This is a genomic window from Bosea sp. ANAM02, assembly GCF_011764485.1.
GTDB lineage: Bacteria > Pseudomonadota > Alphaproteobacteria > Rhizobiales > Beijerinckiaceae > Allobosea.
Genome location: NZ_AP022848.1, coordinates 425,080 through 444,058, shown reverse-complemented (window position 1 = coordinate 444,058; position 18,979 = coordinate 425,080). Strand labels below are relative to the sequence as shown.

Here is an 18,979-nt window from a genome sequence, read left to right as displayed (position 1 = left end):
ACCGGCGGCATGAGACTGACGATTCACGGTGGGATCGGCGAGAAGGGCCGGACCTGCATCGGCGTCGAGCATGGCGGAACGCGGCTCTTGCTCGATGTCGGCGTCGATACCAGTGCGCAAGGGGCCGCCTATTACCCGGCGATCACGCGCGCCGAGCTCGAACGCATCGACGCGCTCATCGTCACCCACGCCCATGAGGACCATGTCGCGGCGCTGGGCTGGTGCCTCGCCAACGGCTTTTCCGGCCGCATCCTGATGAGCGCCGAATCGGCGAGCGAAACCGATGCGACGCTCGCCGCCTATGCGACGCCGGGCGAACGGCGACTGGCCAGGCAGGCTGCTGTCGAGGTCATCGCCCCCGGCGCGGATTTCGCCATCGGCCCGATCGCGATCCGCACTGGCCGCAGCGGCCATGTCGTCGGCGGTATCTGGTGCCACCTGAGCGCGGGCGCGCGCAGCCTCGGCTATTGCGGCGACGTCGTGCCGGCGAGCCCCGTCTTCGCCATGGACCCGCTGCCACCCTGCGACCTGCTGCTGGTCGATGCCTCCTACGGCGCCGATACCATCCCTCCCGCCGAGCGCGGCGCAGCAATCAAGCGCTGGCTCGCCAGTCATCCGCAGGGCGCCGTCCTGCCGACACCGCTCTCCGGCCGCTCGGTCGAGCTGATCGGCCTGATCGAGACCCCGATCGCCATCCATCCCTCGATGCGCGAGGCGCTGGCCCAGCAGATCGCCGCCTCGACCTGGCTGAAATCCGGTGCCGCCGACACCCTCTCGGCGCGTTTTGCCGAGGCCCTGCTTTGGGAGGAAGGCGAGCCGCTCCCGGCAGCGGCTCTGCTCGTCGATGACGGCATGGGGCTCGCTGGCCCCTCCAAGGCCGCGCTCGCCCAGGCCCGCCGCGAACGCCATCCGGTCCTGCTCACCGGCGGCATTCCCAAGGGCAGCCCGGCCGATCTGATGCTGGCGGCCGGCGAGGCCGAATGGCTACGCTTCCCGACCCATCCGACGCTGCCGGAGAACATCGCTCTCGCGGCGGCAAGCGGCGCCGGCCGCATCCTCGCCCATTCCTGCGATGCCGCGACCGCAGCCGCACTGGCCGCCGCCATTCCCAAGCTCATGACCGGCCTCAAGCCGGGCGACACGATCGAGATCTGACCATGCGCATCCTCATCGCCAATGACGACGGCGTCGACGCTCCCGGCATCGCCCTGCTGCGCAAGGCCGCCGCCCGGATCACCTCCGATATCTGGGTCGTCGCGCCCGAGCGCAAATGGACGGCCGCCAGCCACCATCTCTCCTTCGACAAGGAGCTGGCTCTCAGCCGTCGCGAACCGCAGGTCTACGCACTGAACGGCACGCCGGCCGATTGCATCGTCGCGGCCATGACGGTGCTCTTTCGTGATGGTGGCCCGCCCGACCTCGTGCTCTCCGGCGTCAATGACGGGCGCAATGCCGCCGAGGACGCGGCCTATTCCGGCACGCTCTCGATCGCCCGCGAGGCGAGCTTCTGGAACCTCCCCGCCATCGGCTTCTCCCGCACCAAGGGCGGCACCTCGGACGAGCGTGACGTCGCGGCGCTGGCAACGCTGATCGAAAACCTCTGGCTGACGCGCGCGCAATGGACCCGCGAGGGCACGTTCCTGAGCGTCAACCTGCCGAAGGACCTTTCGGCGGAAATCGGTCTCGCCACAATCGGGCGCGACAAGATCGCGGGCGCGGCTGATATCGTCTCTGAAGAAGGCGAGAAGATCGTCTGGCGCATCCGGCGCGGCCGCCCGCATACCAGCCGGCCGGGCGACGAGAACAGCCTGATCGATTCGGGCCGCATCGCCATCGTCCGTCATTGCTGGAGCGACGGCGCGCCGCTGGATGCGGGGTTCGCTGGGGAGCTCAATGCGGCGCTGAAGCAGTCTGCGGACTGAGCACGAGCCGGTCTCTACGTCATGCTCGGGCTTGACCCGAGCATCTCAGGCAAAAGGAGGCTCCCGCGCCCATCCCTCCGGAGATTCTCGGGTCAAGCCCGAGAATGACGCCCTGTCGTGGCCCGGGAAAGCTCTGCAGGCTCAGCCTTCCAGAAACTGCATCCGGTGCAAACGGGCATAGGCGCCATCGCGCGCCAGCAATTCGTCATGGCTGCCGGTCTCGACGACCTTGCCTTCGTCCATCACCACGATCAGGTCGGCCTCGCGGATCGTCGAGAGCCGGTGCGCGATGACGATCGTCGTGCGCCCCTTCATCAGTGATGCCAGCGCCTGCTGGACCAATCGCTCGGATTCCGTGTCGAGCGCGCTCGTCGCCTCGTCGAGCAGCAGGATCGGCGCATTCTTCAGGATGGCGCGCGCGATCGCGATGCGCTGGCGCTCGCCGCCCGAGAGCTTGTGGCCGCGTTCGCCGACCGGGGCATCGTAGCCGCCCGGCATCGCCATGATGAATTCATGCGCGGCGGCGGCCTTCGCCGCAGCGAGGATCTCCTCATCCAAGGCCTCCGGCCGGCCGAAGGCGATATTCGCCCGCACGCTGTCGTCGAACAACACGACATCCTGGCTGACGACACCAACCTGACGCCGCAGGCTCCTCAGCGTGACGTTACGCAGGTCCTGCCCATCGATCTCGATCCGGCCCTCGCTGGGATCGTAGAGGCGCGGCACCAGCGCGAGCAGCGTCGACTTGCCCGAGCCTGAACGCCCGACCAGCGCCATCGTCCTGCCTCCCTGCGCGACGAGGTCGATGCCCTCCAGTGCGCGCTGGTCCTCGCGATAGCGGAAGCGCAGGTGGCGGAAGGCGACTTCGCCGGCGGAGACCGCAAGCGGCTCCGCATCCGGCCGGTCGAGCACCTGCGGCTTCTCGTCCATCAGCGCGTAATAGCGCTTCAATGACGCCCCGGCCTCCTGGACGATGGCGTTGAGATTGCCGAGCGAGCGCATCGGCTGGGCTGCGAGCAGCAGCGCCGAGACATAGCCGGTGAAATCGCCGACCGTCGAATTGCCGGAGGTGATGCGCACGCCGATGGCGGCAAGCACGCCGGCAACGGCGAGGCCGCCGCCGACCTCGAGCAGCGGGTCGAGCCGCCCGCGCGCATTGGCCGCCTTCATCTTGAGCGCCCGGATCGTCTCGAAGGCATGGGCGGCCCGGCCCTTCAGATAGGGTTCGAGCCGGTCGGTCTTGGCGACGCGGGCGCCCTGCAGGCTCTCGGTGACGAGATTGGCCATCAGGCCGGTCTGCTCCTGCTGGGAATTGGCCATGCGCCGGAGCTTGCGGCCGATCTTGCCGATCGGATGGGCGATCACCGGCGCGATCAGCAGCACGACCAGCGTCATCTGCCAGTCGATCCAGATCAGCGCGCCGACCAGCGCGATCGCGGTGACCACGTCGCGGATCGCAATGTTGACGATGCGCGTCAGCGCTTCCTTGACGAAGGTGAAATCGGTGGTGAAGCGCTGCGTGAGCGAAGCTGGATTCTCACGCTGAAGCTGCGCAAGGTCGGCATCGATCAGATGGCCGTAGAGCGCCGTCTGCATATCCGCCTCGATGCGGCTGACGACGTTGTTGGTCATCACCGTCTGGGCGAGCAGCGAGAAGCCCTTGATCGCGGTGACGATCACCACCACGGTCGCGACCGCGTTGATGACGCCGATATCGTAGCCGATCGATTTCGAGACCAGCCGTTCCATGCGCCGGACGAAGCCGGTCGATTCGGCCGTCAGCGGGTCGGCGAAGGCGTCGAACGCCGCCTTGATCAGGAGGGGATAGAAGCTCGTCGTCGCCGCGATGACCACGACGAGGCCGAGAATCATCAGCATTTGGGGGAGATAGGCCCTGATCTGCTCGCGCCAGACACGGGCAAAGAGCGCGAGGGTATCGTCGGTGACGCGGCCGATCTTCATGGCCGGCACCTATCATGGCCGCCCCGCAAGCGCCACTGGCGCATGCCCGGACCCGAAACACGGGCCTTGCTCCGGACACGAACCTGTCCTCCCATGGCCACAACCGACTTAAGGAAGACTTCATGCCGCTTTCCCCGCCGGCTCAGCCCGGCCAGAGCTTCGCCGAGATTGAAACCCCCGCCCTCGTGCTCGATCTCGACGCGTTCGAGCGCAATCTCGTCGCCATGGCGGCTTTCACGCAGGCCCATGGCATTCGGCTCCGGCCGCACGCGAAGTCGCACAAGAGCCCCGAGATCGCGCTGCGCCAGATCGCCCATGGCGCGGTCGGGCAGTGCTGCCAGAAGGTCGGGGAAGCGGAGGTGCTGGTCGCGGGCGGCGTCGGCGACGTGCTGGTCACCAACGAGATCGTCGGCGCGGCCAAGCTCGATCGCCTTGCCCGGCTCGCCCGCAGCGCCAGGATCGGCCTCTGCGTCGACCATCCCGACGGTGTGCGCGAGGCGGCGGAAGCGGCGGCCCGCAACGACGTGACGCTCGATGTCTATGTCGAGATCGATGTCGGCGGCCGGCGCTGCGGCGCCGCTCCCGGCGAAGCCGCCGTCCGGCTGGCGGAAGCCATCGCACGCTCCAACACCCTGCGCTTCGCCGGCATCCACGCCTATCATGGCTCGGCCCAGCACATGCGCTCGATCGACGAGCGTCGCGAGGCGATCGAACGTGCCGGCCTCTCCGCCCGCAACACGATCGAACGGCTGAAGCATCACGGCCTGCCCTGCGAGATCGTCACCGGCGCCGGCACGGGCACCCATGAGCTGGAGACGCAGTCCGGCATCTGGAACGAGATCCAGCCGGGCTCCTACATCTTCATGGACGCCGATTACGCCCGCAACCGCCAGGCCGACGGCACGCCCTTCCGCAGCTTCGAGCATGCGCTCTTCGTCCTGGCCGGCGTGATGAGCAAACCTGTGCCGGACCGCGCCGTGGTCGATGCCGGCCACAAGTCGGCAGCGGTCGATTCCGGCATGCCCGTGCCCTTCCGCCGCGAGGGCGTGATCTACACCAAGCCCTCCGACGAGCATGGCGTCCTGACCGGCGATCCGGTCGCGGTGCCGCATCGCGGCGACCGCCTGCTCCTGATCCCCGGCCATTGCGACCCGACGGTCAACCTGCACGACTGGTATGTCTGCGTCCGCGGCCTGCACGGTCCCGACGCCCATGTCGAGGCGCTCTGGCCGGTCGCCGCACGCGGTGCCCTGACCTGAACGGGGTAGCTCGGCGAGCCCGCCCCGAGGCTAAACGCGCCGTCATCCCGGGCGAAGCAAAGCGTAGACCCGGGATCCATTCCAGAACGGTTCAGTCATGGATCCCGGATCGGCGCCTCTGGCGCGGCTTGTCCGGGATGACCGAGAGGTTCCGAATAGAAGCTGCCCCTCAGGGCCGCCAGCCGGTCTCCTGAACCGGAGCGTTCTCGCGCTCCTCCTCGCGGCGGGCCTCCTCGACCACGGCGAAGAGCGCGCGCAGCGCCGCATCGACGCCCTCGCCCGAAGCGGCCGAGAGGATGATCGGCATGCGCTTGGCCGCCCGCTTCAGGCGCGCGACCTGCTCCTTGAGCACCTCCGGCGTCAATGCATCGACCTTCGACAGCGCGACGATCTCCGGCTTCTCGGCCAGCCCCTCGCCATAAGCCTCCAATTCCTCGCGCACGGTCTTGTAGGCCTTGCCGGCATGCTCGCTGGTGCCCTCGACCAGATGCAGCAGCACGCGGCAGCGCTCGATATGGCCGAGGAAGCGGTCACCGAGGCCATGGCCCTCATGCGCGCCCTCGATCAGGCCGGGAATATCGGCCAGCACCATCTCGCGCCCGTCGACGCGCACGACGCCGAGGCCGGGATGCAGCGTCGTGAAGGGATAATCGGCGATCTTGGGCTTCGCCGCCGTGACGGTGGCGAGGAAGGTCGACTTGCCGGCATTGGGCAATCCGACGAGGCCGGCATCGGCGATCAGCTTCAGGCGCAACCAGACCCAGCGCTCCTCGCCCGGCAGGCCGGGATTGGCATGGCGCGGCGCCTGATTGGTCGCGGTCTTGAAATAGGCGTTGCCAAAGCCGCCATTGCCGCCCTTGCACAAAACGAAGCGCTGGCCGGGTTCGGTCAGGTCGGCGATCTTGGTCTCGCCGTCCTCGTCGAGGATCTCGGTGCCCGGCGGCACCTTCAACACGATCGCCGGCGAATTCGCGCCGTGGCGATCCTTGCCCATGCCGTGCTCGCCGGTGCGCGCCTTGAAATGCTGCTGGAAGCGGAAATCGATCAGCGTGTTCAAGCCCTGCACGCATTCAACGACGATATCGCCGCCGCGCCCGCCATCGCCGCCATTGGGCCCGCCGAACTCGATGAATTTTTCGCGGCGGAACGAGACGCAGCCGGCGCCGCCGTCACCCGCCTTCACATAAATCTTGGCCTGGTCGAGGAATTTCATGAGATCGGATCGTTTCTGAAACCGGAAACTGAAACACGCCGTCATCCCGGACAAGCCGCGATAGCGGCGCCGATCCGGGATCCATGCCTGAACCGTTCCGGCATGGATCCCGGGTCTTCGCTTCGCTACGCCCGGGATGACGCCTGAGGACAATGATTGCCTTGGCTTTAAGCCCGCTCACGGCTTTGAGCAATGCGCCCGATCACGCCGCCTGCCGGAAAGCGCTCATCTCCTCGCGCAGATCATCGGCGAAGCGCTGCGCCGCCAGCCCCGGGCGCGGCGCCATGATCAGCCCGACGGTCAGTTCGAACAGCGGCGGCAACCCCTCGGCGGCCCCCAGCCGGCGCAGCGACGGCGGCACAGCGCTTTCCGTGATGGCCGTGACGCAGAAACCGCCCTCCACCGCCGAAAGCACACCGGACGTGTGCGAGCAGGAGAAGACCAGCCGATGCGACCGCCCCGCGCTGTTCAGCGCCCCGAGGATGCGCGGCCGTGCCCGACAACCTTCGGAGAACAGGGCGAGCGGCAGCGTCTCCTGCAATTCGGGCCGGTGGCCCCGCGCCGCGACCCAGATCATCGGCTCGCGCCTCAGAATCTCGCCGAGCGGCCGGCTCGGATCCTGCGTGACCACGGCAAGGTCGAGTTCGCCAGCCTTGAGCGCCGGCTCGATCCGCTTCGAGATATCGCAGCGAACCTCGAGCTCGACCTTGGGATGCTCGACCGCGAAGCGCGCGATCAACGGCCTGAGATAGGCGTCCATGTAATCGTCGGGCACGCCGATGCGCAGGCGCCCCGTCGGCGTCTCACCGGCAAGGTCGGCCAGTGCCTCGCGCTCGACCGCGAGCAGGCGCCGCGCATGGGCGATCAGGCGCTCGCCCGCATCGGTCGGCGTCACGCCGCGGCGCGAACGCTCCAGCAGCTTGTGGCCGAGCTGGTTCTCCAGATCCTGGATCCGGACCGAGATCGCCGATTGCGTTCGGCCGAGCCGGGCGCTCGCCGCGGTGAAGCCGCCGGTCTCCGCCACGGCCACCAGCATGCCGAGCGCGGCGAGGTCGAAATGAGCGGTCATGACGGGCCTCCCTGGGGCGCAAGAGATCGATCGATTTTAAGAATGGTTAAATCAGAATAATCCGTTTTTCCGATTGAAGGAAGCGACCTATATCATTGGACGAACGAAGCCGGGCAGACCGCGCCCTCGCGGCCGAAGCCGGCTTCACAATCCGTCAGAAGACATCATGTCCGCTCCCGCGATCCCCGTCCGGCCCGCATCGCCCGCGCTGGCGATGTTTCTCGCCCTGCTCACCGGCGCCACCTGTATCGGCTTTTCCGGCATCTTCGTGCGCCTCGCCGATGTCGGCCCGGCCGCCGCCGGCTTCTGGCGCATGCTCTTCGCCGTGCCTGTGCTCGTGGCCTGGACCGCTTTGGAGCAGCGCAAGCCCGCGGGCGAAAAGCTCGGGCGCGGCGCCTTCATCGCCGTGGCACTGGCCGGCCTCGCCTTCGGCATCGATGTGACGCTCTACAATGCCGCGCTCGGCCATACGACGATCGCCAACGCCTCGCTGCTCGGCAATCTCTCGCCGGTCGGCGTCGTGCTCGGCGGCTGGCTCCTGCTCGGCGACAGGCCCTCGCGGCGCATCCTCGGCGCGCTGACGCTGGCGGTCGCCGGCGCGATCCTGCTGGTGCTGCCGAAATTCATCGGCACCGGCCAGGTCACCGGCAATCTCTTCGGCGACGGCCTCGCCGTCGGCGCCGCCCTGTCCTACGCCGCCTATATCCTGGCGGTGCGCCGCGCCCGTGACGGCGCCGGCGCCGGCTATGTCAGCCTCGTCTCCAGCGTGATCTGCGCCGTGTTCTGCCTCGCCGCCGCGCTGATGCTGGGCGAGCAGGTCGTTCCGGCGAGCCTGCAGGGCTGGCTCGCGGTCGCGGCGCTCGGCCTCGTCTCCCATGCGCTCGGCCAGGGCCTGATCACGCTCTCGCTCGGCAGCTATGGCGCCGGCGCCGCCTCGCTGGTCATGGTCTGGCCGGCTCTGGTCAGCGTGCTCGCCGCCTGGGCGCTGTTCGGCGAGCAGCCGACCCCGGTCCAGGCCTTCGGCGGCGTCGCCATTCTCGCCGCCGTGCTGCTGGTCCGGCGCGGCTGAGCCGCCCCGTCAGGCTGCGGCCTTCACGCCGTAATGCAGGATCACGGTGCCGTTCTTGAGCGGACGGGCCGCGATCAGCGCATAGTGACGCTTCTCCGCGTTCGGCTTGAACAGCGGCGTGCCCTGCCCGATCGTGACCGGCGCGATCGCGATCATGACCTCGTCGACGAGCCCCGCCGCCAGCAGCGACTCCGTCAGCTCGGCGCTGCCGAAGACATAGATGTCCTTGCCGGCTTCCGCTTTCCGGCGCGTGATCTCGCCGGTGATATCCGCCGTCACCGTGGTGTTGTTCCAGTCGGAGCCGGTCAGCTTACGTGAAGCCACGAGCTTCGGCAGGGCGTTCATGAAGGCCTTGGTCTCGCCCTCCTCCTGGGTCGAGGTCCAATAGGCCTTCATCCCCTCGTAGGTGACGCGGCCGAAGACGAGCAGCCCGGCCTTCCGGCCGAAATCGCTGCTGAGCGCGGCGAGTTCCTCGCCCCAGGCATCCTCATGGAAGCCGAGATCCCATTTCTCCCTGCCCTCGAAGAACCCTTCCAGCGTCATCAGATTCCAGACGATCACTTTCGCCATCACATCCTCCTGCCCTGCTCGGTTAAAACCAGTTTTGATTTGCAACTGGTTGATGGATAGTGAAACCGATCCTATATTGCAAGCGGTTTTGGAGACGAGCATGCGCGAGACCGGCCGTTCTGGCTGTCCGATCAATCTGACGCTGGAAATCCTGGGGGATCGCTGGAGCCTGATCGTGCTCCGCGACATCATGTTCGGAAACCGCCGACATTTCCGGGAATTACTCGCGAAATCGGACGAAGGCATCGCCTCGAACATCCTCGCCGACCGCCTGAAGCGCCTCGTCGAGAAGGGTCTGCTTTCGCGCCGCGACGACGCCAGCCACAAGCAGAAGGCGATCTACAGCCTGACCGAGATGGGCATCGCGCTCGTCCCGGTCTTCGCCGCGATGGGCGAATGGGGCCGGAACTTCCTGCCGGTAACCGAGGAACTCTCGATCCGCGCCGAACTCCTGAGCGAAGGCGGCCCGGCGCTCTGGGAGCGCTTCATGCAGGAGCTGAGGCATCTCCATCTCGACGCAGCCCGGCCGGAGCAATCGGTGCTCGACGAGCTGACTAAGGCTTATCGGGATGCGCTGGCGCGGCGGCAGGCCATGGCGGGGTGATGCCCGCCCGAACTTATCCCCGCTTACCGTAGCGGCATGACACTGGGACTCCCGTCCAGGAGCCCCTCATGCCGATCCTCCAGCCCCCTTACGCGGATCGCGAGCTTCGCGTCGCCCGGCTTCGCCTGCTACGGCTGCGCGACGAGCTTTGCCTGATCCGGCGCGATCATTGGCGCCGCAAATACAACCCGAACCAGCCGCGCGTGCCCTCCGGCAATGCCGATGGCGGGCAATGGACCAGCGGAGCGGGCGGAGGCGGCGGCCCCGGCGGAGGAGGTCCCCTTTCTCCCGATGGCAGCTTGCTGGGTGCCGATACCGGGTGGTCTTCACTTGACGAGGGCTGGAACGAGGATGGCTCGATCTTCGAGCAGACCGTCACGGACGGCGAGGGCACGACGATCCAGTCGGAATACGCCGCCTCGCGCGCCGCCGGCTTCGACGAACGCCAGACCGTCATCGACCGCGATGGCAGCAAGACCAGCTTCGAAACGACCGGCAACGTCCAGTCGATCTATGTCGGCGGCCCCGACGGCGATCTCGTCGGGCGCACGATCTGGACACCGTCCGGGCCCGAACCCGATGCGACGGTACAGCCGGCTTTCGCGCCTCTTGTCGCCGCGCCGACCATCGTCACCGGCGGAGCCGTCCTGTTCGGCTGGATGTCACCACTCAACGGCAGCGACGGTCAGCAGGCCGTCATGGGGTTCAACGCCCGTGAATATCAGCTGGGAGACGGCACGACCGGCAAGTTCGACCTCAGCTATTCGGGGCGCATAACGGAGGAGCAGGCCGAGCTAGCCTGCCGGCGTTTGCCGGAGGTCCAGGAGTTGGCTGGTCGGGCAGTCAATGCCGCAGGCTCCCCAGAACTCTATCCGTCGAGAACACTCTATGGAACGGGCGTTCACTCCTATTTCAAGAACTACGTTGAAGATCGGAAAGATCCATATTTCCGAGCCGAACGCTCACTCCTTAAGGAGCAGGAGGAAGGAGTATACAGGGAATCGGTTCCCTATGGATATCCGCAATCAATTCGGACAGACGCCTATGAATATCGCCGAGACGGCACGCTTTGCGTCTATGATCTGAAGACCGGCAAAGCCGGCTTGACAGATCGACGAGCAGATATGCTCGCCAATGCCGCTAGATTTGGATTCGAAACACTCCGACGGATCATCGTCATCGAGGTGAGGCCGAATTAATGACGACGAAGAGGCAGATCAAAAAGCTTCTGGAAGAAGTCGCTTCGAGCCATGACGACCTGCTCGTCAGAGGCACCTTCCTCATCGTAGCACCACTGCGCCACGTACTTCGTTCGATATCTATAGATCGAAGCTGGGATGCCGACTATCCGCGTTTCCATTGGCATATCGGTCATGCCTTTAATCCCACCGGATCGCTTCAAGGCCTGTGTCCCGACATTTTCTGGGTCCCCAAGGGCGCGCCGCGGCTCTGGTCAGACCCCGGTTTCACACAGACCGTCGTCGAAACGTTCAACCAGCGCATTCTACCAATGCTGCGGCGCGTCCAGACAATCGAAGACATGTTCCACGTCGAAGGCGAACCGCGTTCTGATGAATACGATGGCTGGCTGAATCACCATGAGCCCTATCGCATCCATATTCTTGCAGCGCTGGGGCGTTTCGAAGAGGCCATCCCCATCTACGAACGGATCAAGGACTGGCACCTCACGATGAAGAACTGGTGGCAGCCGCGCTTCGAGCGGGCCAGCCGGCTAGGAGCTCTCGTCGCAGCCGGTGATCGCTCCGCCGTGGCTACGCTTCTCCACCAATGGGAAGAGGAATTCGCGACTAGGAACGACCTCCTCTCCATCTACGAACGCACGCCCTTCCCGCTCGAACTCCAGCCCTGACGCCTCACTCCGCCGCCAGCCGCGGCGGGGCCGGCTTCGACATCGCTTCCGCCGTCACGATCGCGGGCGCGGCGTGCTCGTCGATCGGCTCCCACTGGCTTTCGTCCTCGGCCTTGCCGAAGAAGCGGCCGAAGAGCCAGCCCGTCGCCCGCGAGAGGTCGTCCATCACCATGTAGAAGGACGGCACGAAGACGAGCGAGAGCACGGTCGAGACGATCAGGCCGCCGATCACCGCAATCGCCATCGGCGCGCGGAACTCGCCGCCGTCGCCAACGCCATAGGCCGAGGGCAGCATGCCCGCCGCCATCGCGATCGTGGTCATCAGGATCGGCCGTGCCCGCTTGCGGCCGGCCTCGATCAGCGCCGTGAAGCGGTCCTTGCCGCGCCCGACCTCCTCCACCGCGAAATCGACCAGCATGATCGCGTTCTTGGTGACGATGCCCATCAACATGAGCAGGCCGATATAGACCGGCATCGAGACGGCGTTGTTCGTCGCAAGCAGCGCGATCACCACGCCGCCGAAGGAGAGCGGCAGCGAGAGCAGGATAGTGATCGGCTGGAAGACCGAGCCGAACAGCAGGATCAGAACCGCCAGCACCAGCATGAGGCCGGTCGTCATCGCCGTGATGAAGCCCTGGACCACCTCGCCCTGGATCTCCGCATCGCCCGTCGCGGCGATCCAGACGCCGTCAGGCAGGCCGACCTCCCTGACGATCTCCTGGAACTTGTCCTGCGCGGTGCCGAGCTCGAAGCCGCGCTTCAGGTCGGCACCGATCTGGGCACGGCGGACGCGGTCATAGCGGTCGATCGAACTCGGGCCCTCGCCGAAGCCGATCTCGGCCACCGCCGTCAGCGGGATCGAGACGCCGCTCGCATTGGTCACGCGCAGGGCCGCGATATTGCGCATGTCGGTGCGGGCGGCCTCGTCGAGCTGGACGCGGATCGGTACCAGCCGGTCGCCCGCGTTGAACTTGGCGAGGTTCGGCCCGACATCGCCGATCGTGGCGACGCGCACGGCCTCGGAGATCGCCTCCGGCGTGACGCCGAGATTGGCGGCCTCCTCCAGCTTCGGCGTGACGCGCAGTTCCGGTCGGCTCAGCGAGCCCGCCGTCGCGACGTTGAGATAGCCGTCGACCTGGCGCATCCGCGCCTCGATCTTGGCGACGGCAGCGTCGAGCGCCTCGCCATCCTTCGACAGGATCGAGAAGGCCATCTCGCGCTCGCCGCGCTCGTTGACATACCAGGCGCGCACGTCCGGCACGCTGGCCAGCTTCTCGGCGATGGTGACCTTCAGCTCCTTCTGGGCGATGTCGCGCTCGGCCTTGGGCTTGAGCAGGATGAAGACAGCGGCGCGCCGAATCTCGCGCTGGCCTGTGGGCGAGGCCCCGCCGAGCACGAAGACGTCGCGCACCTCTGGGATCGTCTTCAGCACGTCGACGAGCTTGTCGGTGGTGACGCGGGTGTCCTCAAGCGTCGAGCCCGGCGGCAGTTCGACGCTGGCCACGACGCGCGAAGTGTCCTCGTCCGGAATGAAGCCGGTCGGCAGCAACTGCGTCGCCTGGATCGAACCGACCAGGAACATGAAGCCGACGACCAGCGTCGCATAGGCCGTGTTGAACGGCATGCTCCGCCAGCGGCCGGTGCCGTCGAAGCGCGGGAAGAACGGGATGCGCCGCTTCTTCAGCGTGTTCGTGAGCAGGCCGACATAGGCGCCCATCACGAACCCGTCCTTGGGATCGGCATGATGCACCGGCTTCATCAGATAGGCCGCCATCATCGGCGTGATCAGGCGCGCGACGAGCAGCGAGAACAGTACGGCAACCGCCACCGTCAGGCCGAACTGCCGGAAATACTGGCCGGCGACGCCGCCCATGAAGGAGACAGGCGCGAAGATCGCGACGATCGTCAGCGTGATCGCGATGACCGCAAGCCCGATCTCGTCGGCGGCTTCCATCGCGGCGCGATAGGGCGATTTGCCCATCTTCATGTGCCGGACGATGTTTTCGATCTCGACGATGGCGTCGTCGACGAGGATGCCGGTCACCAGCGTGATGCCGAGCAGGCTGACGAGATTGAGCGAGAAGCCCATCAGCTCCATCGCCCAGAAGGTGGGAATCGCCGAAAGCGGCAGCGCGACCGCCGTGATCAGCGTCGCCCGCCAGTTGCGCAGGAACAGGAAGACGACGATGACGGCGAGCGCCGCGCCCTCCAGCAAGGTCTCCATCGCCGCCTTGTAGTTGCCGTAGGTATAGGCGACCGCGTCGTCGATCGGCGTGATCCGGATGTCGGGGAAGCGCTTGTTCAGCTCCGCCACACGCTGCGCCACGACATCCTTGACCGACAATTCGCTCGAGCCCTTCGAGCGGAACACCGCGAAGGTGACGACAGGGCTCTTGTTGAGGCGGCCGAAGGCGCGCGGCTCGGAATTGGAATCCTCGACGCGGCCGAGCTCCTTGAGACGAACCTCGCGCCCGCCCGAGAGCGTGATCTTGGTCTCGGCCAGGTCCGCGACGGTGCGCGCGCCGGCGAGCGTCCGGATGGCCTGCTCCTGCCCGCCGACCTCGCCGCGGCCGCCGGCCAGGTCGACATTGGTCGCGCGGATCTGGCGATTGACCTCGCCGGCGGTGATACCGAGCGCGAGCAGGCGGTCGGGATCGAGCGAGACGCGGATCTCGCGGTCGACGCCGCCATAGCGCTCGACGCGGCCGACGCCCTTCAGCCCCTGCAATTCGCGCGCGACGACATCGTCGACATGCCAGGAGAGCTGTTCCAGCGTCATCCCCGCCGAGGCCGCGCCATAGGTCAGGATCGACTGGCCCTCGACATCGATGCGCTGGATGATCGGCTCGTCGATCGTGCGCGGCAGGTCGGCCCGGATCTTGGCGATGGCGTCCTTGACGTCGTTGACCGCCCGGTCGGTATTGGTCTCCAGCCGGAACTCGATCAGCGTCAGCGACTGGCCGTCGGTCAGCGTCGAGGTGACGTGTTTCACGCCGGTGATGTTGGCGACCGTGTCCTCGACGCGCTTGCTGACCTGGCTTTCGAGCTCGGCCGGCGCGGCGCCGGACTGCGTCACGGTGACCGAGACCAGCGGCACGTCGATATTCGGGAAACGCGTCACCGGCAGCTTCGAGAAGGCGAGCAGCCCGAGCACGCAGAGCACGACGAAGAGCAGGATCGCCGGAACCGGCTTCCGGATCGACCAGGCGGAGAAATTGACGTTCATGGCGGGTATCCGTCAGTTCGTCTCGACCGGCGTGACGATGTCGCCGTCGCGCACGAAGGTGCCGGCGCGCGCCACGACCGTCTCGCCGTCAGTGATGCCGCTCGCGATCTCGGCGCGGCCGTCGCCGACCAGCCCGAGAGTCACCGGCTTGGTCGTGACCCTGCCGTCCTTCACCGACTGGACGGTCGCGCCGGCGCGGCTGTAGGTGATGGCAGAAAGCGGCAGGGTGACGGCGCGCTTGCGGCCGGTCGCGATGATGCCGCGCGCGAAGGAGCCGATCGCGACCGGCGGGTTGCCGTCGAGCGCAACGAGCACGCGGCCGAGCCGCGAGGCCTTGTCGACCTCGGGGGAGATCAGGCGGATCGTGCCCGCCAGTGCCTCGTTCGCCCCCGCAGGGGTCACCGCGACGGGCTGTCCGAGCTTGAGCTTGGGCAACTCGACCTCGGCGACCTGCGCCTCCAGCTCGACCTCGCCGTCGGCGATGATCCGGAACAGCGGATCGGTCTGCGGCAGCATGCTCGCCATCGCACCGAGCCGCGCCGTGCGCCGGCTGACGATGCCGGCGCGCGGCGCCTTGATCTCGGTGCGCGCCAGCTTCACGGCGATGTCCCTGCCCTGCGCCCGCGCAAGGGCGAGATCGGCATTGGCGATCTCGAGGGCCTGGCGAGCCGAGTTGGCGCGCGCTTGCCCGGAGCGCGCTGCCGCGGCGCGCTGGTCGAATGTCTCGACGCTGGTATTACCGCTCTCGCGCAGCGCCTTGGTACGGTCGAAGGCATTGTTGGCCTGGACGAGATTGGCATCGGCCTCGGCGATCTGGGCCTTGGCCTGGGCGATCAACGCCTCGGCGCGCGCGATCTGGGCGTCGTTCTGCGCTTTCTGGACGTCGAGCGTCGTCCGGTTCAGCCGGGCGAGAACCTGGCCTTTCGCGACCTTGTCGCCTTCCTGCGCCAGCAATTCGACGATCGCGAGCCCATCGACTTCCGGCGCGACCAGGATCTCGTCGCGAGCGACGATCGAACCGGAAACGACCACGCTCTGGACGATCTCGGTGGTCTGCGCCTGCGTTACCGTCACGGAGGGTCCGGCAGCCGCAGCAGGCGCTGCCGGAGCGGCGGTCTGGGCCTGCAGCGGCAGCGGCGCGGCCAGCAGGGCCAGCGCAACCATCGCCTTCAGTGAAACGATCGAGCGAAGAGGCATGAGGGAGGATCCTGTTGCGGCCGTCCGGCCGAGCGGAAATGGAGAGCGCCCGGAGGAAGCAGAGATCACGGCTGCGTCTCCGTTTCGGGCAGGAGCATGGTCCGCGCGAGCTGGCGCATGCCGGTAAAAAGCGTGTCGGCGGCAGCGGGAATGTCGAAATTCGGATCCATCGCCCGCCGGCAGAAGAAGCCGTCCGCCATCATCGAGATCGCCATGAGGAAACGGCCCTCGTCGAGCCGGGGCGGCAATTCACCATTCGCCTTGGCGTCGCGGATCGCAGCCGCCAGGCCTTCGACCACGGTGCGTTCGATATCCGCGCACATCCCTGCGATACCTGGGTTGCGCGCCGCCTCTGCCCAGATCTGCAGGGCGATCACCGCCTTCTCGCGCGGCTTATCCACGAGATGCTTGCGGCCGAGATCCTCAAGCTGGTCGAGCAGCGAACCGCTACTGGAACCCAGGACGCCGAAATCCTCCGCGATCAGGCTACGGTCGCGCTCGGTCATCCCCTCGATGATCGCGTCCTTCGAGGAGAAATAGCGGTAGAGGTTGCCCGGGCTCATGCCGGCCTCGGCGGCGACATCCTGCATCGTTGCCGCATGGAAACCGGCGCGCGCGAAGACGCGCTCCGCCGCGTCGAGGATGCGGATATGCCGCTCCGACAGGGCGGACTCGGGCGACGAGGCGGGCACCACGGGTGACATGGAAACTCGAACCAATGAGAATGAATGTTCATTCTCATCTCAGAAATGGCGGTGAACGTCAAGTTTGGCGCCCCCCCGACCCTTGCCATGGCGAAGGGGCAGCCCGAGATCGCCGGACGATTGCCGCATTCCGGCGCATAAATTGCTTGCTTCGTTCCGTCTGGAACCGCATGCTCGGGAGCGATCTGGCATGGCTTCGCGCGCCGTCCCTCCTCTACGTCACGCGCGAGCGACCTTGAAGTCCGTGATGAACGACCACGCCTTCCCCCTGCGCCCGGCCGGCCGCACCCGCTCTCCCCTCACCGCCCGCAAGCCGAGGCCCGCGCCCAAGCCGGTTCTTGTCGTCTTGCATCAGGAGCATTCGACGCCCGGCCGCGTCGGACGCCTGTTGCAGGCCCGCGGCCATGCGCTCGACATCCGCAAGCCGCGCTTCGGCGATCCGCTGCCGTCGACGATGCGCGAGCATGCCGGCGCGGTGATCTTCGGCGGCCCGATGGGCGCCAACGATCCCGACGCGTTCGTCAAGACCGAGATCGACTGGATCGGCACCTGCCTGAAGGAGGACGCCGCCTTCCTCGGCATCTGCCTGGGCGCGCAGATGCTGGCGAAGCATATGGGCGCGCGCGTCTATACCCATGGCGAGGGCCGGGCCGAGGTCGGCTATTACCCGCTCGCGATCACGGAGAGTGGACATTCCCATGCTGCGACGGCGGGCTTCGCCTGGCCCGGCACCGTCTATCAATGGCACCGCGACGGCTTCGACTGCCCGAACGGTGCGGAATGCCTCGCGACCGGCGGGGATTTCCCGGTTCAGGCGATCCGTGCCGGCTCGAAAGTCTACGGCATCCAGTTCCACCCGGAAGTGACGCCGGCGATGATGTATCGCTGGTCGGTGCGCGGCTATGAGCGCACGCTGATGCCCGGCGCCCAGCTCGGCCACACCCATATCCCCGGCTGGTTCCAGCACGACCCGGCGATCCGGCTCTGGCTCGACGCCTTTCTCGACCATTGGCTGAAGGAGCCGGCCGCGGCCGGAACGGCATCGCCTTGACCCGCACAGCTCTCGTCCTCGGCGCCGGCATGGTCGGCGTCTCCTGCGCGCTCGCGCTCCAGAAGCGCGGCATCGCGGTCACCCTGATCGACCGCAAGGCGCCGGGTCGCGAAACCTCCTACGGCAATGCCGGCGTGCTCGCGGCCTCCTCGATCGTGCCGCTCAACAACCCCTCGCTCTATGCCAGGATCACCGGCTATCTCGGCAACCGCCATCCGGCGCTCAACCTGAGCTGGGCCCGCGCCTTCACCCGGCCGGGCTGGCTGCTGCGCTTTCTCTGGGAGGCCCGCCCATCGCAGGCCAAGGCCCGCATTGCCGCCCTGCAGGCGCTGACGGAGAGCACGGTCGAGCGCCACCGCGCCCTGATGGCCGAGGCCGGCGTCTCGCATCGCCTCCGCGAGACCGGCACGCTCAAGCTCTGGCGCAGCGAGGCCGGTCATGAAGCCGCGCGCGCCGAGCATGATTTCCTGAAGAGCCACGGCATGGAGTCGCAGGTTCTCGACCGGCAGGGCATTTCCGGCATCGAGCCCGGCCTCAACCCGATCTTCCCGGCCGGGCTCCTGATCCCCTGCGTCGGTTCGGTCGATTCCCCCGGCGCCGTCACCGAAGCCTATGCCGCGCTCTTCGCCCAGCGCGGCGGCCGGATCGAACAGGCTGCGATCACCGGCCTCGCCCGCAATGGCAAGGGCTGGCGCGCCAGCACCGCTTCGGGCTCGTTCGAGGCCGATCTCGTTGTCGTCGCGCTCGGTCCCTGGAGCGGCGACCTCTTGAAGCCGCTCGGTCTGGATCCGAAACTGGATGTCGAGCGCGGCTATCACCGCCATCTCAAGCCGGAAGCCGGTGCCGGCCTGTCGCGGCCGATCTACGATGTCGACGGCGCCTATTACATGGCGCCGATGGAGCAGGGCTTTCGCGTCACCAGCGGCGTCGACCTCTCCTTTCGCGACGCGCCCGACGACCACCGCCAGATCGACGGCGCCACCGCCGCGGCGCGCCAGGCCTTTCCGCTTGGAGAGGTCGTCGGCGAAACCTGGCGCGGCGCCCGGCCGACCTTGCCGGATTCCCTGCCGATGATCGGCGAAGCGCCCCGCAATCCAGGCCTCTGGCTCGCCTTCGGCAACCAGCATATCGGCTTCTCGACCGGCCCGATCACCGGCGAATTGATCGCCGCGATGGTCTGCGGCGAGAAGCCGCCGATCGACCCGGCGCCGTTCCGGCCGGGCCGCTATATCCGCTGATCAAGGGTGTCCTCCCGCACGCGCC

The 18,979-nt window shown here is 67.2% G+C and carries 16 protein-coding genes; 9 read left to right on the top strand and 7 right to left on the bottom strand.

Annotated features, from left to right (window positions below; translation table 11 throughout):
* Positions 1-9 precede the first annotated feature (9 nt).
* Both OCUBac02_RS02185 and surE read left to right on the top strand, forming a co-directional pair.
* A complete protein-coding gene (locus tag OCUBac02_RS02185) occupies positions 10-1,155 on the top strand; it encodes an MBL fold metallo-hydrolase (protein WP_173043281.1) in 1,146 nt (381 codons plus the stop codon).
* A gap of 2 nt (positions 1,156-1,157) precedes the next feature.
* A complete protein-coding gene (gene surE, locus OCUBac02_RS02180) occupies positions 1,158-1,922 on the top strand; it encodes a 5'/3'-nucleotidase SurE (protein ID WP_173043280.1) in 765 nt (254 codons plus the stop codon).
* A 141-nt stretch (positions 1,923-2,063) separates the two neighbouring features.
* Here surE and OCUBac02_RS02175 read toward each other — a convergent pair whose 3' ends face one another.
* A complete protein-coding gene (locus OCUBac02_RS02175) occupies positions 2,064-3,884 on the bottom strand; it encodes an ABC transporter ATP-binding protein (protein WP_173043279.1) in 1,821 nt (606 codons plus the stop codon).
* Positions 3,885-4,006: 122 nt separating this feature from the next.
* On the opposite strand from OCUBac02_RS02175, the gene OCUBac02_RS02170 reads away from it, so the two are divergent.
* Positions 4,007-5,143 carry a DSD1 family PLP-dependent enzyme gene (locus OCUBac02_RS02170; protein WP_173043278.1) on the top strand — a complete coding sequence of 379 codons (1,137 nt, stop codon included), beginning with the start codon at positions 4,007-4,009 and terminating at the stop codon, positions 5,141-5,143.
* A 169-nt stretch (positions 5,144-5,312) separates the two neighbouring features.
* On the opposite strand, the gene obgE is transcribed toward OCUBac02_RS02170, so the two are convergent.
* Together obgE and OCUBac02_RS02160 are read right to left on the bottom strand one after the other, a co-directional pair.
* Positions 5,313-6,356: a GTPase ObgE gene (obgE, locus tag OCUBac02_RS02165; protein ID WP_047582735.1), complete on the bottom strand. Its 1,044-nt coding sequence runs from the start codon at positions 6,354-6,356 to the stop codon at positions 5,313-5,315.
* A gap of 202 nt (positions 6,357-6,558) precedes the next feature.
* Complete coding sequence (locus tag OCUBac02_RS02160; protein ID WP_173043277.1) at positions 6,559-7,425, bottom strand: LysR family transcriptional regulator; 867 nt, start codon at positions 7,423-7,425, stop codon at positions 6,559-6,561.
* A 166-nt stretch (positions 7,426-7,591) separates the two neighbouring features.
* On the opposite strand from OCUBac02_RS02160, the gene OCUBac02_RS02155 reads away from it, so the two are divergent.
* Entirely contained in the window at positions 7,592-8,494 is a 903-nt protein-coding gene (locus tag OCUBac02_RS02155; RefSeq protein WP_173043276.1) for a DMT family transporter, read from the top strand.
* Positions 8,495-8,503: 9 nt separating this feature from the next.
* Here OCUBac02_RS02155 and OCUBac02_RS02150 read toward each other — a convergent pair whose 3' ends face one another.
* Positions 8,504-9,064 carry a dihydrofolate reductase family protein gene (locus OCUBac02_RS02150; RefSeq protein ID WP_173043275.1) on the bottom strand — a complete coding sequence of 187 codons (561 nt, stop codon included), beginning with the start codon at positions 9,062-9,064 and terminating at the stop codon, positions 8,504-8,506.
* A 100-nt stretch (positions 9,065-9,164) separates the two neighbouring features.
* On the opposite strand from OCUBac02_RS02150, the gene OCUBac02_RS02145 reads away from it, so the two are divergent.
* From OCUBac02_RS02145 to OCUBac02_RS02135, 3 genes are all read left to right on the top strand, one after another.
* The gene (locus OCUBac02_RS02145) at positions 9,165-9,668 is read left to right on the top strand and encodes a winged helix-turn-helix transcriptional regulator (protein ID WP_173043274.1); all 504 of its coding nucleotides are present in this window, start codon (positions 9,165-9,167) and stop codon (positions 9,666-9,668) included.
* A gap of 299 nt (positions 9,669-9,967) precedes the next feature.
* Positions 9,968-10,867: a hypothetical protein gene (locus OCUBac02_RS02140; protein WP_173043273.1), complete on the top strand. Its 900-nt coding sequence runs from the start codon at positions 9,968-9,970 to the stop codon at positions 10,865-10,867.
* Positions 10,867-11,538, top strand: coding sequence for a hypothetical protein (locus OCUBac02_RS02135; RefSeq protein WP_173043272.1), 672 nt, complete (start codon positions 10,867-10,869; stop codon positions 11,536-11,538). Before OCUBac02_RS02140 ends, OCUBac02_RS02135 begins: the two co-directional genes overlap by 1 nt.
* A gap of 4 nt (positions 11,539-11,542) precedes the next feature.
* Here OCUBac02_RS02135 and OCUBac02_RS02130 read toward each other — a convergent pair whose 3' ends face one another.
* From OCUBac02_RS02130 to OCUBac02_RS02120, 3 genes are all read right to left on the bottom strand, one after another.
* Positions 11,543-14,764 (bottom strand): efflux RND transporter permease subunit, encoded by a 3,222-nt coding sequence (locus OCUBac02_RS02130; RefSeq protein WP_173043271.1) that lies wholly within the window; start codon positions 14,762-14,764, stop codon positions 11,543-11,545.
* Positions 14,765-14,776: 12 nt separating this feature from the next.
* The gene (locus OCUBac02_RS02125; RefSeq protein ID WP_244639066.1) at positions 14,777-15,961 is read right to left on the bottom strand and encodes an efflux RND transporter periplasmic adaptor subunit; all 1,185 of its coding nucleotides are present in this window, start codon (positions 15,959-15,961) and stop codon (positions 14,777-14,779) included.
* A 65-nt stretch (positions 15,962-16,026) separates the two neighbouring features.
* Positions 16,027-16,665, bottom strand: a complete 639-nt coding sequence (locus OCUBac02_RS02120) for a TetR/AcrR family transcriptional regulator (protein ID WP_173043270.1) — start codon at positions 16,663-16,665, stop codon at positions 16,027-16,029.
* A 247-nt stretch (positions 16,666-16,912) separates the two neighbouring features.
* Here OCUBac02_RS02120 and OCUBac02_RS02115 point away from each other — a divergent pair, with 247 nt between their 5' ends.
* Positions 16,913-17,716 (top strand): glutamine amidotransferase, encoded by an 804-nt coding sequence (locus tag OCUBac02_RS02115; protein ID WP_052232604.1) that lies wholly within the window; start codon positions 16,913-16,915, stop codon positions 17,714-17,716.
* On the top strand, positions 17,713-18,954 hold the full coding sequence (locus OCUBac02_RS02110; protein WP_173043269.1) for an NAD(P)/FAD-dependent oxidoreductase: 1,242 nt from the start codon (positions 17,713-17,715) through the stop codon (positions 18,952-18,954). The genes OCUBac02_RS02115 and OCUBac02_RS02110 overlap by 4 nt, the downstream gene beginning before the upstream one ends.
* Positions 18,955-18,979 lie beyond the last annotated feature (25 nt).

Coding starts and splice junctions, on each gene's coding strand:
- OCUBac02_RS02170 (WP_173043278.1), top strand. CDS start 4,007: ATGCCGCTTTCCCCGCCGGCTCAGCCCGGCCAGAGCTTCGCCGAGATT.
- OCUBac02_RS02135 (WP_173043272.1), top strand. CDS start 10,867: ATGACGACGAAGAGGCAGATCAAAAAGCTTCTGGAAGAAGTCGCTTCG.
- OCUBac02_RS02145 (WP_173043274.1), top strand. CDS start 9,165: ATGCGCGAGACCGGCCGTTCTGGCTGTCCGATCAATCTGACGCTGGAA.
- obgE (WP_047582735.1), bottom strand. CDS start 6,356: ATGAAATTCCTCGACCAGGCCAAGATTTATGTGAAGGCGGGTGACGGC.
- OCUBac02_RS02160 (WP_173043277.1), bottom strand. CDS start 7,425: ATGACCGCTCATTTCGACCTCGCCGCGCTCGGCATGCTGGTGGCCGTG.
- OCUBac02_RS02125 (WP_244639066.1), bottom strand. CDS start 15,961: ATGCCTCTTCGCTCGATCGTTTCACTGAAGGCGATGGTTGCGCTGGCC.
- OCUBac02_RS02115 (WP_052232604.1), top strand. CDS start 16,913: ATGAACGACCACGCCTTCCCCCTGCGCCCGGCCGGCCGCACCCGCTCT.
- OCUBac02_RS02120 (WP_173043270.1), bottom strand. CDS start 16,665: ATGTCACCCGTGGTGCCCGCCTCGTCGCCCGAGTCCGCCCTGTCGGAG.
- OCUBac02_RS02185 (WP_173043281.1), top strand. CDS start 10: ATGAGACTGACGATTCACGGTGGGATCGGCGAGAAGGGCCGGACCTGC.
- OCUBac02_RS02130 (WP_173043271.1), bottom strand. CDS start 14,764: ATGAACGTCAATTTCTCCGCCTGGTCGATCCGGAAGCCGGTTCCGGCG.
- surE (WP_173043280.1), top strand. CDS start 1,158: ATGCGCATCCTCATCGCCAATGACGACGGCGTCGACGCTCCCGGCATC.
- OCUBac02_RS02155 (WP_173043276.1), top strand. CDS start 7,592: ATGTCCGCTCCCGCGATCCCCGTCCGGCCCGCATCGCCCGCGCTGGCG.
- OCUBac02_RS02175 (WP_173043279.1), bottom strand. CDS start 3,884: ATGAAGATCGGCCGCGTCACCGACGATACCCTCGCGCTCTTTGCCCGT.
- OCUBac02_RS02150 (WP_173043275.1), bottom strand. CDS start 9,064: ATGGCGAAAGTGATCGTCTGGAATCTGATGACGCTGGAAGGGTTCTTC.